Genomic DNA, 15,371 nt, shown 5'->3' with positions numbered 1-15,371 from the left:
TCACCTACCGGTGACGACAGCGGCCCTAGCGTGGCGCCGTCCAACGCCGCGAGGGGCACTACATGAAAACAACGTCGAAGATCCTGCTGGCCACGCTGATCGGTGCGATGGTCGCCGGTTGCGCCACCAATCCCAATTCCTATTCCACCAACCCCGACACCAATGACCGCACGCGCAACGGCGCGCTCATCGGTGCCGCGGTCGGTGCCGCTGCAGGCGTGCTGTCGGGCGACGACGCCGTCGAACGCCGTCAGCGCGCGCTGGTCGGCGCCGGTGTCGGCGCACTCGCCGGCGGCGCGATCGGCAACTATCAGGACCGCCAAGAACGCGCGCTGCGCGACAGGCTGCAGGGCACGGGCGTCGGCGTCGTCCGTCAGGGCGACAACATCGTGCTGACCATGCCGGACGCGATCACGTTCAGCACCAATAGCTCTGCACTGCAGCCGCAGTTCCGTCCGGTGCTCGACAACCTGGCGAGCACGCTGACGCAGTACAACCAGACCGTCATCAACGTGGCCGGTCACACCGACCAGCGCGGCGATGCCAGCTACAACCTGAATCTTTCGCAGCAGCGTGCCGAATCGGTCGCGGGCTACCTCAACACCAAGGGTGTGACGCGCGATCGCATGGTCGTCGTCGGTCGTGGCGAAACGCAGCTGCTGTGCACGGAAAACACCGAGTCGTGCTGGTCGCGCAACCGCCGCGTCGAAATCACGCTGGTGCCGCTGCGTCAGGGTTAACCGTCGGGTGGACGGGCAGGGCGGGGCGCTTCGGCGCCCCGTTTTTTTTTAGGTAGAGCCAAGCGGCCGATAGCGTTCACCCCAACGGCCCGTGACGGGACGGGGGCGCCGTCCCAGCAGGTGAGACGCCCACCGCCTACCGTCGATCTGCGCCCTTGTCAGCGCGCCGACGCACCGTTGCATACGGTCGCTGCATGCCTTCCGATCTCGTCGTGCTTCGCCGTGAAGGGCTGTATTGCCCGCAGGGCGACTTCTACATCGATCCCTGGAAACCCGTGGAGCGTGCGGTGATCACGCATGGCCACGGCGACCACGCGCGCATCGGCAATGCCGAATATTTTGCCGCGCGTGATGGATTGCCCATCCTGCGTTGGCGGCTGGGCGAGCAGGCGTATCGGATCTTCGACTACGGCGAAGCCTTCGAACTCGGCAACGCCCGCGTTTCGTTCCATTCCGCCGGCCACGTGTTGGGCTCGTCGCAGGTGCGCATCGAGGCCGACGGACAGGTCTGGGTCGCGTCGGGCGACTACAAGCGCCAGCACGATCCGACCTGCGCGCCCTTCGAGGTCGTCGACTGCGACACCTTTATCACCGAGGCGACGTTCGGCCTGCCGATCTATCGCTGGCCCGACACCAGCGACGTCGCCCGCGAGATCGTTGAGTGGCGCGACCACTGCGCCACGCGCGGCGAAGCGGCGGTGCTGCTGTGTTACGCCCTGGGCAAGGCGCAACGCGTGCTGGCGGAACTGGGGATGTGGACCGATCGCCCCGTCTACCTGCATGGCGCGGTTGCTGCCGGCGTGCAGGTGTATCGCGATGCCGGCATCCGCATGGTCGAGACGCTCCCCGTCTCGGAAACCTCCAAAGGCGCGGAGTTTGCGGGCGAGCTGATCATCGCGCCGCCGTCCGCCGCGGGCAGTCCGTGGATGCGACGTTTCCGGGGCGCGCAGACCGGGTTCGCCTCGGGATGGATGCGCGTGCGCGGAAACCGTCGGCGTCGCAACTACGATCGCGGCTTCGTCGTGTCCGACCACGCCGACTGGCCGGACCTGATGCGCACGATCCGCGAGACCGGCGCGCGTCGCGTGATCGCCACGCACGGCAACACCGACGCGATCATCCGTGCACTGATCGAAGACGGCATCGACGCCGAAGCGTTCGCGACCGACTACGGACAGGAGGCGGAGTGAAACGCTTTGCTGCGCTTTACACCGAACTCGATCGCAGCACCGCGACGCTCGACAAGCGCGCCGCGCTGGTCGCCTATTTCCGCGACGCGCCGCCCGAAGATGCGGTCTGGGCGCTGCGGCTTCTGTCGGGCGGCAAGCTCACCAAGATCGCCAACACCCGCGAACTGCGTGAATGGCTGTCGCAGGAAACGGGCACGCCGGAATGGCTGTTCGACGAGAGCTACGCGCACGTCGGCGACCTCGCCGAAACACTGACGTTGCTCTATGACGATCCTGCGAAGGGCGTTGTCGACGTTCCGCTCCACGACTGGATCGAGAAGCGCTTGCTGCCGGTCGCCGGTCGCGATCCGGAGAAGCGCCGCGCAGCGGTTGTCGGGGGCTGGCGCTCGTTGTGCGCGGACGAGCGTCTCGCGTTCAACAAACTGCTTACGGGTGCGCTGCGCGTGGGCGTGTCGCAACGCCTGGTCCAGCAGGCGTTGGCGGACATGTCGGGGATCGACATCGCGCGCCTCGCGCAGCGCATGCTGGGCGCGTGGGCGCCGACGCCGCAGTTCCTGCGCGACCTGCTCAATCCGGACGAGCTTCCGGGCGATCGCGAGCAACCGTATCCGTTTTTCCTGGCGTCGCCTCTGGAAGCGGACGCCGACACGCTCGGCCCCGTCGATGACTGGCTGCTCGAATGGAAGTGGGACGGCATCCGCCTGCAGCTGATCCGTCGCGGGCCCGAGATCGCGTTGTGGTCGCGCGGCGAGGAACGTCTGGATGGACGCTTTCCGGAGATCGAGGACGCCGCCACGCGGCTGCCGCGTGACTGCGTGATCGACGGCGAGCTCATGGCGTGGAAGCCCGGCGACGAGCAGCCCATGCCGTTCACTGCACTACAGACGCGCATCCAGCGCCGCAAGCCGGGGCCGAAGACGCTGGCGGATACGCCGGTCTGCGTGCTCGCTTACGACCTGCTGGAACTCGATGGTCGCGACCTGCGCGAGCTGCCGCTCGCCGAGCGTCGTTCGCTGCTCGAAGACCTGCTGTCGTCGACGAATGATCCGCGTCTCGTACCGTCGCCCGTCGTCGATGCCGGCGACTGGAGCGATGCACGCACGCTTCGTGAGGCGGCGCGCGAGCGCGGTGTCGAGGGATTGATGCTCAAGCGTCGCGCGTCGGCGTACCAGGTGGGCCGCCGTCGCGGCGACTGGTGGAAGTGGAAGATCGACCCGCTGAACATCGATGCCGTGCTGATCTATGCGCAGTCGGGCCACGGACGACGCAGCACGCTGTTCACCGACTACACGTTCGGCTTGTGGGACGGCGACCTGCTGGTGCCGGTCGCGAAGGCGTATTCCGGTCTGGACGACAAGGAAATCCTCGCGCTCGACCGCTGGATCCGCGCACATACGATCGAGCGGTTCGGGCCGGTGCGTTCGGTGGAAGCCGCGCATGTATTCGAGCTCGGCTTCGAAGCGGTGAACCGCTCGAGTCGCCACAAATCGGGCATCGCCGTGCGCTTCCCGCGCATCCTGCGCTGGCGCCACGACAAGACGCCCCGCGACGCCGACAAACTCGATACGTTGCGGGCGCTGGCGCGATGAGCGGCTGGTTGCTGAAGGGCTTGGCGCCGCCGGAAGGCGAGGATCCGTACGCGGCGTATCCGGAACGCCCCGATCCGACAGCGCCGCGGCAGACGGTCGAATCGATCCGTCGCGATCGTTCGCGTCGTGCGGCGGCGGAGCGACGACGCGCTGAGGCCGCGGCACGCGCAGAACGTCTGCGCGAGCAGCAACGACGCGCGGCGGATGCCGATCCCATCTGCGCGCTCGAAGGCGTCGTCGATGTCGACGCGCAACCGCACGCGGCACGTCACGCACCGACGGGCGATCCGGAACAGGTGCTCGCCGACTGGTTCGACCGCCGCGGCTGGTCACCGGCCCCATTCCAGCGCGAGGTTTGGACGCGCTACCTGCGCGGCGAAAGCGGACTGCTGCACACGCCGACCGGAAGCGGCAAGACGTTGGCTGCGTTCGGCGGGCCGCTGATCGAGGCCATCAGCGATATGCAGCGCGGAGCAGCGCGCACCTCCGACGAGCGCGAACTCAAGGTGCTGTGGATCACGCCACTGCGCGCCCTTGCGGCCGACACGCTTCGCGCACTCCGCGAACCCGCGGACGCGCTGGGGCTCGATTGGTCGATCGGCCTGCGCACGGGCGACGCAAGTGCGCGCGACAAGAAGCTTGCACGCGACGGCCATCTCGATGCGTTGGTCACCACGCCCGAATCGTTGGCGTTGCTGCTGTCGTATCCCGAGACCGCCGCGCGTCTCACGTCGCTACGGGGCGTCGTCGTCGACGAATGGCACGAACTGCTCGGCACCAAGCGCGGCGTGCTGTTGCAGCTCTGCCTCGCGCGGTTGCGCGCGATGTCGCCGACGCTCCGCATCTGGGGCCTGTCGGCGACGCTCGGCAATCTCGACGAAGCGCGCGATGTGCTGGTGCCCCATGCGCCGGAGTCGGTGGTGGTTTCGGGCGCGACGCCGCGCGCGGTCACGCTCGAAACGCTCGTGCCCGAAGCCGGCGAGCGCTTTCCGTGGGCGGGCCATCTCGGACTCGCACAACTCTCGCGCGTGGCCGAACGTATCTTCGAGGCGCGCACCAGTCTGCTGTTCACCAACACGCGGGCCTTCGCCGAGCTCTGGCATCAGGCGCTGCAGGCGGTGTGGCCCGAGGACCTGTCGACGCTCGCGCTGCATCATGGATCGCTCGATCCGCACCTGCGCGCCGAAGCCGAGGCGGGGCTGCGCGACGGCAGTGTGCGCTGCGTGGTGGCGACGTCGAGCCTCGACCTCGGCGTGGATTTCCCCGCCGTCGACCAGGTGTTCCAGCTCGGCAGCCCGAAGGGAACGGCGCGCTTGCTGCAACGCGCCGGACGCGCGAAGCATCGGCCCGGCGAGTCGGGGCACGTGGTCTGCGTGCCGACGCACATGCTCGAGATGGTGGAGTTCGCTGCAGTGCGCGATGCCGTCGCTGCGGGCGAGGTGGAAGCGCGTCGTCCGCCGCGCCTGAGTCTCGACGTGCTCGCGCAGCACTGCGTCACGCTGGCGCTCGGTGGCGGCTTCGACGCCGACGAGCTTCTGCGCGAGGTACGCGGTACGCACGCGTTCGCGGGGCTCGCGGACGAAGCCTGGCAGTCGGTGCTCGACTTCATCGTCCAGGGCGGCCGCGCGCTCGAGCACTATCCGGATTTCCAGCGCGTGGTGCGCGATGAGTGCGGGCGCTACGTCGTGCACGACCGCCGCGTCGCGCTGCGTCATCGTCTGTCGATCGGCACGATCACCAGTGAGGGCAGCGTCGCGGTGCGACTGGTGCGCGGCGGCACATTGGGTGCGGTGGAGGAAGTCTTCGTTGCGCGTCTGAAGCCGGGCGATCGTTTCCTGTTTTCCGGGCGCATGCTCGAACTGGTTCGCATGGAAGCGATGACGGCACTCGTCAAACGCGCGCCGGCGGGCGAGGGGATGGTGCCGCAGTGGACCGGCATCCGACAGCCGCTGTCGATGGAGTTGTCGGCACGCGTGGAGCGCCTGCTCGCGCGGCCGCTCGATGTGCCGGAGATGCGCGCGGTCGCGGGCCTGCTGGAACTGCAGTCGCGCATCTCGTCTCTGCCGCGCGCGGGGCAATTGCTCGTCGAATGGACGAAGACGCGCGAAGGGCCGCAGCTGTTCGTCTTCCCGTTCGCGGGACGACTCGCCAACGAAGGGCTCGCCGCGCTGCTGTCGTTGCGGTGGGGACGCGTCGAGCCCAATACGTTCGGCTACGCCGCGAATGACTACGGATTCGTCCTCAAGCCCACGCGCGAGCTGCACGTCGAAGAAGCGCTGCTGCACGAGCTGATGTCGCCCGAACGCCTGTTCGAGGATCTTCGCGAAAGCCTCAATCTGGGCGAGCTCGCGCGTCGCCAGTTTCGCGACATCGCGCGCATCGCGGGCCTGTTGCCGCCGACGGTGCCCGGGCGACCGCAGAAGAGCATGCGCCAGCTGCAGGCATCGAGCGGGCTGCTGTACGACGTGCTGCAGCGCTACGACCCCCATCACATGCTGCTCGAACTCGCCGAGCGCGAGGTGTTCGCCGGACAGCTCGAAGTGCAGCGCCTGCAACGCGTGCTCGACGACTGCGCGTCGCGCGACGTGATGCTGCTGCGTCCGCGCGGGCTCACGCCGCTGTCGTTCCCGCTGTGGGCGGAAGGCATCCGCGGGCATCTGAGCACCGAGGACTGGAAGACGCGCGTGCAGCGTGCCGCCGCCCGGCTGGAGAAGCGGCATGGCCGCTGATCACGGCCTCTGGGTCGACGCCGAGATCGCCGGCGAGTCCATGCAACTGCTCGCGGCGCGTGCGCTGTTCTGGCCGCGCGAGCGGCGCTTGTTCCTGTCGGACCTGCACCTCGGCAAGGGCGACGTATTCCGCCGGGCCGGCATCGGTCTGCCGCGTGGTGGCACGGCCAGCGATCTCGGCCGGCTCGCCGACGCCGTGGCGCTCACCGGGGCGACGTCGGTCTGGATCCTCGGCGACGTGCTGCACGGCGCGGTGCATGACAGCGCGTGGCTGCGCGACTGGGCGGCGTGGTACGCGGCGCATGCGCAGGTCGATGTCGCCGCGCTCACCGGCAACCACGATCGCGTGCTGGCGCAGGCCGGACTCGACGTCGAGCTGCTCGGGGAAGCCTTCGATATCGGACCGTTCGCACTCCGGCACGAACCGGTCGAGGTGGACGGCCTCCACGTGTTGAGCGGTCACCTGCATCCCTGCATCGGGATCGCGGAACTCGGCGCGAGGCGCTGGCCCGCGTTCTGGCTGCAGCCGCGGACGACCGTGCTGCCCGCGTTCTCGGAGTTCACCGGCGGCTGTCAGGTCGAAGCGTCGCGGGCGGACGGTATCGTCGTCTGCGCGGCGGGCACGGCGGCGTGGGTCCAGCGCCGGGCGGCTGAATCGGCGGCCAGCCGCCGTCGCGCGAAGGGTTGAGGCGGGCGCCGGCAGGCCTATACTGGCCGGGTCAGCGAAACATGCTGTCCCCGGGGGTGCACTGGCTTCGACGGGGGTCGCGAAATCGCCTGGCGCATGCCGAGGGGGCAGCTTTCCTCGTAAATCCAGCCGCAAAACTTTAGTTGCCAACGACGACAACTACGCTCTCGCCGCTTAAGGCGTAAGCCCCGAAACTGCTTGTGTCCGTGCTCGCAGCGTAGGGTCATTATCACGGAATCGCTGGAGGGGGCCGCCTGCCCGTCGCCAGCTAAGAGTTCGCAGGCTGGTCCTTTGACGCGCTTTGCGCGCCGTGCTGTCACGGGACGAGATCTAACGGAGCGCTAAGCATGTAGTGCCGGGGATGGAGTGCCTTCGGACGGCGGTTCGATTCCGCCCACCTCCACCAATCAAGAGGCCCGGCCGCAAGGCTGGGCCTTTTTTTACGCGTGACGACACCCCGAACCGCGACGGTATGCTGTGGCGATGGACGAGGGTGGCCAGCCGAAGGAATCGCTGTGGTCGCGGGTGGTGCCACGCGGCAGCCACTTGCTGGCGTTCGGCGTGCTCATCGCGTCGCTGCTGCTGGTCGCGTGGGCCTGGACGAATACGCGCACCCGCGAGATGCGCGCCGCGCGTGCGCAGTTCGAAGCCGACAGCGATGAAGTCGCGGGCATCGTGCAGGCGCGGCTCGCGCAGTACGAACTCATCACGCGCGGCGGCGTTTCGCTGTTTGCCTCGGTCGCGCGCCCGACGCCGCGACAGTGGCAGTCCTACGTCGAAGGCATGGGCATCGCCGACCGCTATCCGGCGATCCTCGGCCTCGGTTTCGCAGGCTTCGTGCCGAATTCGCGCCTGCCCGATCTCCAGCTGGAGTGGCGCGAGTCCGGCTACGGCCTACTGAACGTCCGTCCCCGCGGCATCCGCGCGTACTACGGCCCTGTCCTCTATCTCGAGCCGCGTCGCCCCGAAAACGTCGCCGCGATCGGCTATGACATGTACAGCGAGCCCATCCGCCACGAGGCGATGGAGGCGGCGCTGGAGACGGGTCGGCCGCGCCTCAGTGGCGCGGTGCAGCTGATCCAGGACGCCCCGACGCCCCGCAGCAGCGTGCAGATCTACCTGCCGATCTATCGCGCGGGCGACCAGCCGGCGACGGTGTCGGCGCGTCGCGAGGCGATGCAGGGCTGGATCTACGTGCCGTTCCACGTGCGCGAGATGGTCGAAACGGCGCTCGGCAGCCATCTCGACGACATGCACGTGCGCATCGTCGACGTCAGCGACCCGGTGGCGCGCTCCCTGTACGACGGCGGTCGTCGTGTCGTCGATCCGGCCTTCCGACGTAGCACCACCGTCAATCTCTACGGACGTCGCTGGCGCTTCGACTTCGCGTCGCAACCAGTCAACGATGCCGTGCCCGGTCTGCGCACGCTGCAGGGCAGTCTCGCGCTCGGTCTGATCGCTGCGTTGCTGCTGTACGGCGTCGCGTTCACGCTGGCGCGGACGGGCACACGGGCGCGCGAGATCGCCGGTCGGCTGACGGAAGAATTCCGCCGCAGTGAAGTCCGCTTCCGCGCTGCGATGCAGTACTCCGCCATCGGCAAGGCGCTGGTCGACAGTCGTGGTTGCATCGTCGACATCAATCCGGCGTTCGCTGCGATGTTCGGGCGCCGTCCCGATGTGATCGTCGGGCTGCCGTTCGAATCGCTGTTCGAGCTGCGCGAAGGCGAATCGCTGGCGCGCAACGACGGCGACGGCGTCTGGCGCGCGATGCGTCGGTTCCATCGCCCGGACGGCACGACGCGCCACGTGCATCTCACCTATTCGCCGATTCCCGGCAACATCGGGCAGGACGTCTCCGGCCTGCTGCAGATGGAGGACGTCACCGAGCGGCTGCTCGCCGAAGCACGCGTACACGCACTCAACCGCACACTCGAAGCGCGCGTCGCGCTGCGCACGCGCGAGCTGATGCGGGCCAATCAGGAGCTGGAGTCCTTCGCCTACAGCGTCTCGCATGACCTGCGCGCGCCGCTGCGTGCGATCGACGGCTTCAGTCGCATCCTCGCCGAACGTTACGCCGATCGTCTCGACGACCCGGGTCGCGACTACTTGTCCCGCGTGCGGCGTGCGGCAACGCGGATGGGCGAGCTCATCGATTCGATGCTGCAGCTGTCGCGCCTGTCACGCAGCGCGTTGAAGATCGAGGCGGTCGACCTCAGCCGCATGGCGACGGAAGTCATCGAGGAGCTGCACGTCGCCGACTCCACGCGCAGGGTCGAAGCCATCGTCCAGCCCGGCCTCGAACTCGACGGCGACGCCACGCTGTTGCGCAACCTGCTGCACAACCTGATCGGCAATGCGTGGAAGTTCACGCGTGACCGCGACCCGGCGGTCATCGCGTTTGGCATGACCGCCCTCGGCGAATACTTCGTCCGCGACAACGGCGCGGGTTTCTCGCAGGACTACGTCGACAAGCTGTTCCGCCCGTTCCAGCGCCTGCATACCGAAGAGCATTTCGCCGGCCACGGCATTGGACTGGCGACCGTCCGCCGCATCGTCGAACGCCATGGCGGCACGATCCGCGCGGAAGGCGCGGTGGGCGAGGGCGCGACGTTCTACTTCACGCTGCCCGGTGCGGTCGACGTCTAGATCGGCGCCGGTTCACGCGTCACGGTTGTGCGCACGCATGGCGCGCTGCTTTTCGCGCTGCCAATCGCGTTCCTTCGCCGTATCGCGCTTGTCGTGCTCCTTCTTGCCCTTCGCGAGCGCGACCTCGGCCTTCACCTTGTTGCCCTTCCAGTACAGCGCGGTGGGCACGACGGTGTAGCCGTCGCGTTGCATGCGGCCGATCAGCGAGTCGATCTCGTTGCGGTGCATGAGCAGCTTGCGGGTGCGACGTTCCTCCGGAATCGTGTGCGTCGACGTCGAGATCAGCGGCGTGATCTGTGCGTTGAACAGGAACATCTCGCCGTTGCGCACCACGGCATACGCCTCACCGATGTTGGCGCGACCGGCACGGATGGCCTTCAGCTCCCAGCCCTGCAGCGCGAGACCGGCCTCGGTGCGCTCCTCGAGGTGGTACTCGTGGCGCGCGCGCTTGTTCAGCGCGATCGTGCCGCCGGCGGCCTTTGACTTATCCTTGCCGGCCTTACCCTTCGAATTCTTGCTCATCGCGCCATTGTCCCCGATCGCGGGGCGGCCCGGCGAGAAGGACTGCAGATGCCCACCATCCGCCGCACGGCGCTCGTCGAGCATTCCGCCGCCCGCATGTTCGGGCTGGTCAACGACGTCCGCGCCTATCCGTCGCGTTTCGACTGGTGCGACGGCGCGACCGTGCTCGAGGAATCGACGGATCGAATGAAGGCGCGGCTCGACCTGCGCGTCGCCGCTTTCCGCACCTGGTTCGTCACCGAGAACACGCTCGCACCGCCGCACCACATCGACCTGCAGCTGGTGGACGGGCCCTTCCGTCGCCTCAAGGGACGCTGGGAATTCCACGCGCTGGACGAGTCGGCCTGCCGCGTCACGCTCACCCTGGAGTTCGAGCCGACCGTGAAGCTGCTCGGCGGCGCCTTCGCGCTCGGCTTCCAGAGCCTGGCTGATCGCATGGTCGACGACTTCGTCAAAGCCGCGGACCGCGGCGACGCATGATCCGCGTCGAACTCGTGCGCGCGTGGCCGCGCCGTCACGAATCGCTGTGGCTGGATCTCGCCGACGGAACGACGGTCGCGCAGGCGCTGCAGGCCAGCGGATGGGACGCGGGCGACGTGGCAGTGTTCGGGGAACGTGCGAACGGCGAGCGTGTGCTCGCCGATGGCGACCGGATCGAGATACTGCGTCCGCTCATCGCGGACCCGAAAGACGCGCGCCGACGGCGCGCCCAGCGCAAGGTGCCCTGAGGCGGCGATCAGCCGCCGCGACGCTTCTTCTTGTCCTTGTCCTTCGCGAGGTTCGGACCGAACTGGCGCACGGTCTCGCGCGCGAGCTGCTCGTCCTGCTCCGGGAAGTAGTCGCCTTCCCAGCGCGTGACGTGGTCGCCTTCGAAGTAGACGGTGAAGTTCTTCTTCTCGACGCGGCTCGTGCGACCGGTGCGCTCGGTGGACGTGTAGTCCCAGCGATCCTGATGGAACGGGTCGGACACCGACGGCGAACCCAGCAGGAGGATGACCTGCTGCTTGTCCATGCCCGCCTGGAGCTGATCGACCGCCGACTTCTCGAGCAGATTGCCCTGGTAGACCGGCTGGTGATAGACGATGCCGCAACCCGCGGTGAGCAGGGCGGCGGCGAGGACGGGAAGCAGCTTTCGCATGGGCTCGAAGACTCGGCACGACGAGGGTCGTGGACCGGCGGATGATACACTGCCGTCCGCCTGTCGCACCCCGCGCGGAACGCCGCGTCAGCTCCGGTTGAGCGTGCGATTCGGCGATCCCGTCCCGCCGGGCCGCGCATCGCACGCGGCCGCTCCGGAGCTTCGATGGAATCGCAAGACCTGCGCAACGTCGGCCTGAAGGTCACCCACCCCCGGCTCCGCATTCTCGACGTGCTCGAGAAGGCGCAGGTGCGCCACATGACCGCCGAGGACATCTACCGGCGTCTGCTGGAGGACGGCGAGGACATCGGTCTCGCCACCGTCTACCGCGTGCTGACGCAGTTCGAGGCCGCCGGGCTGGTGCTCAAGCACCACTTCGAGTCGGGCCAGTCGGTGTACGAACTCGATCGCGGCGACCATCACGACCACATGGTGGACGTCGACACCGGCAAGATCATCGAATTTGAAAGCGCCGAGATCGAGGCGCTGCAGCAGAAGATCGCCGCCCAGCATGGCTACGAGATCGAGGCGCACTCGCTCGTGCTGTACGTGCGTCGCAAGAAGACCGCTTGACGGGCCTTTGCCGCTGCCGCGGTTGGCGGCGGCGCCCCAAGAGACCGCGTTGATCGCGTAGCGAAGCGCGTCTCGACGTTCTCAGTCGACGTCCTGCAGCAGGCGCTTCGCCGCAGCACGCGCTTCCTTGGTGAGCTCGACGCCTCCCAGCATGCGCGCGAGTTCCTCTTCGCGTTCCTTCGTCGACAGCGACCGCACTTCGCTTTGCGTGACGCCGTCGCTCTTGGACTTCATGACGCGATAGTGCGAATGGCCCTGCGCGGCGACCTGCGGCAGGTGGGTGACGCACAGCACCTGGCGATGGTCCCCGAGCGCACGCAGCTTCTGCCCGACGATGTGCGCGACGGCGCCACCGATTCCGGTGTCGACCTCGTCGAAAATCATCGTCGGCACCGCATCCATGCCCAGCGACGCGACTTCGATCGCCAGCGAGATGCGCGCGAGTTCACCGCCCGAAGCAACCTTGCGCAGTGCGCGCGGCGGCTGGCCGGGATTGGCGCTGACCATGAACTCGATGCGCTCGGCGCCGTGCGGATCGGGACGGTCGGCTGACGTCGGTTCGAAGGCAACGTCGAACGTGCCGCCGCCCATCCCGAGTTCGCCCATCAGCGCCGTCGTTGCTGAGGACAGCTCGCGCGCCGCCTTCGTGCGCGCCGCGGTGAGGCGTACGGCGGCGAGGCTCCAGCCGTCGCGTGCGCGGACAATCTCATCGTCGAGTTTCGCAAGACGTTCGCCGGCACCGCGCAGCGCATCGACTTCCTCACGGATGCCGTCGCGTCGTGCGGCGAGCTGCTCCACCGGCACACGATGCTTGCGTCCGAGCTCGTGCAGGCGGCCGAGCCGGCGTTCGAGGCGCTCGAAGGTGTCCGGCTCGATGTCGAGATCGCTGCGCACGCGGTCGAGCGCCGCGATGGCCTCGTCGATCTGGATGGTGGCGAGGTCGAGCATGGTGTCGACCTCCGCCAGGCGTGGTTCGTGTTCGGTCGCACGCGCGAGTTCGCCGCGCACCTGGCCGAGCACGCGTGAAATCGACGGGCCGTCGTCACCCCCAAGGCGCGCGAAGGCGTTGTCACAGGCGCCGATGAGCGCGGTGGCGTGACCGAAGCGGCGGTGGTCGGCCTGCAGCTTTTCCAGGCTCTCGGGTTCCAGGTCCTCGCGTTCGAGCTCCTCGAGCTGGTGCTGCAGCCAGTCGATGCGATCGGAGACGTCGCCCTGCGCGGAGAGGTGTTCGCGTTCGCGCAGCAGTTCGCTCCACGCAGCCGCGGCGGTCGCCACCGCGGCGACTTCGGCGTCGGTGCGGCCGAACGCATCGAGCAGCGCGAGTTGGCTGCTGCGGGAGAGCAGGGCCTGATGCTCGTGCTGACCGTGGATCTCGACGAGGTGGCCGGCGAGCTCGGTGAGCTGCGCGATCGTCGCCGGTCGGCCGTTGATCCAGGCCTTCGAACCGCCATCGGCGCGGATGACGCGGCGAATGCGGCAGGCGCCGACCTCGTCCTCGTCGTCCAGCTCGTTCTCGCGCAGCCAGTCGCGGGCGGCGGGTGCGTCGGCCAGGTCGAACCCGGCGGAGAGTTCCGCGCGCTCAGCGCCGTGGCGGACCACGCCGCTGTCCGCGCGCAGGCCCGACAACAGGCCCAGCGCGTCGACGAGCAGCGACTTGCCGGCGCCGGTCTCGCCGGAGATGACCGTGAGGCCGGGTCCGAATTCGAGCTCGGCCCCCGTGACGACGGCGAACTGCTTCAGCGAGAGTTGGGTCAGCATGGCGCGAATTGTGCCCGGGCGGGCGTCGCACGCGAAGCGACGACACGGCTTGCACGCGCCCGTCCCGCAGCTTATAGGTCCGCCATGAGTCGCCGTCCCCTCGACCCCGCCCAGGATCCGCGTGCGCGCCAGCTGCTGCGCACGCTGATCGCGCGCTACATCCATAGCGGCGAGCCGATCGGCTCGCAGACGCTGGCACGCCATGCAGGGCTGGACGTCAGCGCGGCCACGATCCGCAACATCCTGGCGGACCTGGAGGAGGCCGGCCTGCTGAGCGCGCCCCATACGTCCGCCGGGCGCATTCCGACGGCGCAGGGCTATCGACTGTTCGTCGACTCGCTGCTGCAGGTCAACCCGCTGCCCGACGGCGAAGTCGCGCGCCTGCGCGGCGAGCTGCCGACCGGTTCGGGCACGCAGGCATTGTTGGGGAGCGCGACGGAGCTGCTGTCCGCGATGACGCATTTCGTCGGCGTCGTCAGCGTGCCCGGGCGCGAGCAGTTCGCATTCCGACGCATCGAATTCGTGCCGATGGACGAGCAGCGTGTGCTCGCGATCGTGGTATTCGCCGACGGCGACGTGCAGAACCGCATTATCCAGGCGCGACGGCCCTTCGAGTCGGGCGAGCTGGAACGCGTCGCGAACTATCTCAACCAGCACTTCGCGGGACGTCCGCTCGCGGACATCCGCAACGTCCTGCTGCACGAGATGCGCACTGCGCAGGACGAACTGCATCGCCTGATGGGGCGTTCGATCGAACTCGCGGAGCAGGCACTCGCGCCAGCCGACGAGGACATGCTCGTCGCCGGGCAGACGCGGCTCATGGGCGTGCAGGAACTCGCCGACGTGGAGCGGCTTCGCGAATTGTTCGACGCGTTTTCGCGCAAGCGGGAGATCCTGCAGTTGCTCGAACGTACTGCACAGGCGCCGGGTGTCCGCATCTTCATCGGCGAGGAGACTGGGCTCGCACCGCTCGACGGCGTGTCCCTCGTGACGGCGCCGTATACGTCGGGTGGGCGCGTGCTCGGCGTGCTGGGTGTGATCGGGCCTACGCGCATGGCCTACGACCGCGTGATCCCCGTGGTGCAGGCGGCTGCGGACATCCTCGGCGATGCGCTGAACACCGGCGATCGCAGCGTCTGACCTTGAATCGAGACCGTACGACCCCATAGCAGGCACCGGCGCGCGACCCTGCGCGATGGAGACCCCGCCTGCGATGACCACCGAACAGCCGATGCCCCCTGACGCCGCACCCGTCAGCGATGGCGCCGTGAAGGACTGCTGCGCCGCACTGCAGACCCAGCTCGACGCCGCGACCACCGAACTCGCCCAGTTGCGCGAGGACGTCCTGCGCGACCGCGCCGATCTCGAGAACCAGCGCCGCCGCGTAGCGCGCGATATCGACAGCGCACGCAAGTTCGCGAACGAGCGCCTGCTCAGCGACCTGCTGCCGGTGATCGACAGCCTCGAGGCAGGCCTCGGCCAGGCCGGCGAGAGCGCAGGGGCGCTGCGCGAAGGCATGGAGCTGACGCTGCGCCAGCTGTTGAAGGTGGCCTCGGACAATGGCCTCGTGCCCGTCGATCCGAAGGGCCAGCCGTTCAACCCCGAACACCACCAGGCGATGAGCATGGTGCCGGGCGGCGACACCCCGGAGAACCATGTGGTGCAGGTCTACCAGAAGGGCTGGCTGCTGAACGACCGGCTGCTGCGGCCCGCGCTGGTGGTCGTCGCGCAGTCCTGATCGCGGCCGGCGCCTTGAACCGGCGCCGACGGTCCATAGATACGGCTTATCGGCGCACCG

14 protein-coding genes and 1 other RNA gene are annotated in these 15,371 nt (G+C 68.3%); 12 read left to right on the top strand and 3 right to left on the bottom strand.

What is annotated here, in order from left to right; all coding sequences use genetic code 11:
* The first annotated feature begins 62 nt into the window (after window positions 1-62).
* The 7 genes from DWG18_RS05745 to DWG18_RS05715 all read left to right on the top strand — a co-directional run bounded on the left by DWG18_RS05745 (window position 63) and on the right by DWG18_RS05715 (window position 9,582).
* On the top strand, window positions 63-740 hold the full coding sequence (locus tag DWG18_RS05745; protein ID WP_115646197.1) for an OmpA family protein: 678 nt from the start codon (window positions 63-65) through the stop codon (window positions 738-740).
* Between the two features lie 194 nt (window positions 741-934).
* Window positions 935-1,930 (top strand): ligase-associated DNA damage response exonuclease, encoded by a 996-nt coding sequence (locus DWG18_RS05740; protein WP_115646195.1) that lies wholly within the window; start codon window positions 935-937, stop codon window positions 1,928-1,930.
* On the top strand, window positions 1,927-3,519 hold the full coding sequence (locus DWG18_RS05735; RefSeq protein ID WP_115646194.1) for an ATP-dependent DNA ligase: 1,593 nt from the start codon (window positions 1,927-1,929) through the stop codon (window positions 3,517-3,519). The genes DWG18_RS05740 and DWG18_RS05735 overlap by 4 nt, the downstream gene beginning before the upstream one ends.
* Window positions 3,516-6,248 carry a ligase-associated DNA damage response DEXH box helicase gene (locus DWG18_RS05730; protein ID WP_115646192.1) on the top strand — a complete coding sequence of 911 codons (2,733 nt, stop codon included), beginning with the start codon at window positions 3,516-3,518 and terminating at the stop codon, window positions 6,246-6,248. The genes DWG18_RS05735 and DWG18_RS05730 overlap by 4 nt, the downstream gene beginning before the upstream one ends.
* On the top strand, window positions 6,238-6,936 hold the full coding sequence (gene pdeM, locus DWG18_RS05725; RefSeq protein ID WP_115646190.1) for a ligase-associated DNA damage response endonuclease PdeM: 699 nt from the start codon (window positions 6,238-6,240) through the stop codon (window positions 6,934-6,936). The genes DWG18_RS05730 and pdeM overlap by 11 nt, the downstream gene beginning before the upstream one ends.
* A gap of 52 nt (window positions 6,937-6,988) precedes the next feature.
* Window positions 6,989-7,342: a transfer-messenger RNA gene (ssrA, locus tag DWG18_RS05720) on the top strand.
* Between the two features lie 77 nt (window positions 7,343-7,419).
* The gene (locus DWG18_RS05715; RefSeq protein ID WP_115646189.1) at window positions 7,420-9,582 is read left to right on the top strand and encodes a CHASE domain-containing protein; all 2,163 of its coding nucleotides are present in this window, start codon (window positions 7,420-7,422) and stop codon (window positions 9,580-9,582) included.
* Window positions 9,583-9,594: 12 nt separating this feature from the next.
* Here DWG18_RS05715 and smpB read toward each other — a convergent pair whose 3' ends face one another.
* Window positions 9,595-10,104, bottom strand: a complete 510-nt coding sequence (gene smpB, locus DWG18_RS05710; protein ID WP_115646187.1) for an SsrA-binding protein SmpB — start codon at window positions 10,102-10,104, stop codon at window positions 9,595-9,597.
* A 48-nt stretch (window positions 10,105-10,152) separates the two neighbouring features.
* Here smpB and DWG18_RS05705 point away from each other — a divergent pair, with 48 nt between their 5' ends.
* Together DWG18_RS05705 and DWG18_RS05700 are read left to right on the top strand one after the other, a co-directional pair.
* Complete coding sequence (locus DWG18_RS05705) at window positions 10,153-10,584, top strand: SRPBCC family protein (RefSeq protein ID WP_115646186.1); 432 nt, start codon at window positions 10,153-10,155, stop codon at window positions 10,582-10,584.
* The gene (locus tag DWG18_RS05700; protein ID WP_205289403.1) at window positions 10,581-10,832 is read left to right on the top strand and encodes an RnfH family protein; all 252 of its coding nucleotides are present in this window, start codon (window positions 10,581-10,583) and stop codon (window positions 10,830-10,832) included. The genes DWG18_RS05705 and DWG18_RS05700 overlap by 4 nt, the downstream gene beginning before the upstream one ends.
* Window positions 10,833-10,840: 8 nt before the next feature.
* Here DWG18_RS05700 and bamE read toward each other — a convergent pair whose 3' ends face one another.
* Complete coding sequence (bamE, locus tag DWG18_RS05695) at window positions 10,841-11,242, bottom strand: outer membrane protein assembly factor BamE (protein WP_115646184.1); 402 nt, start codon at window positions 11,240-11,242, stop codon at window positions 10,841-10,843.
* A gap of 165 nt (window positions 11,243-11,407) precedes the next feature.
* On the opposite strand from bamE, the gene fur reads away from it, so the two are divergent.
* Complete coding sequence (fur, locus tag DWG18_RS05690) at window positions 11,408-11,815, top strand: ferric iron uptake transcriptional regulator (protein ID WP_115646183.1); 408 nt, start codon at window positions 11,408-11,410, stop codon at window positions 11,813-11,815.
* 81 nt (window positions 11,816-11,896) lie between these two features.
* Here fur and recN read toward each other — a convergent pair whose 3' ends face one another.
* A complete protein-coding gene (recN, locus tag DWG18_RS05685; RefSeq protein ID WP_115646181.1) occupies window positions 11,897-13,573 on the bottom strand; it encodes a DNA repair protein RecN in 1,677 nt (558 codons plus the stop codon).
* Window positions 13,574-13,657: 84 nt separating this feature from the next.
* Here recN and hrcA point away from each other — a divergent pair, with 84 nt between their 5' ends.
* Entirely contained in the window at window positions 13,658-14,713 is a 1,056-nt protein-coding gene (hrcA, locus tag DWG18_RS05680) for a heat-inducible transcriptional repressor HrcA (RefSeq protein WP_115646180.1), read from the top strand.
* Between the two features lie 73 nt (window positions 14,714-14,786).
* Window positions 14,787-15,311: a nucleotide exchange factor GrpE gene (grpE, locus tag DWG18_RS05675; protein ID WP_115646178.1), complete on the top strand. Its 525-nt coding sequence runs from the start codon at window positions 14,787-14,789 to the stop codon at window positions 15,309-15,311.
* Window positions 15,312-15,371 lie beyond the last annotated feature (60 nt).

This window comes from Lysobacter sp. TY2-98 (assembly GCF_003367355.1).
In the GTDB taxonomy this organism is placed as follows: Bacteria; Pseudomonadota; Gammaproteobacteria; order Xanthomonadales; family Xanthomonadaceae; genus Cognatilysobacter.
Note: the sequence above shows the minus strand (reverse complement) of the source record. Positions and strands in the feature narration are given on the sequence as shown.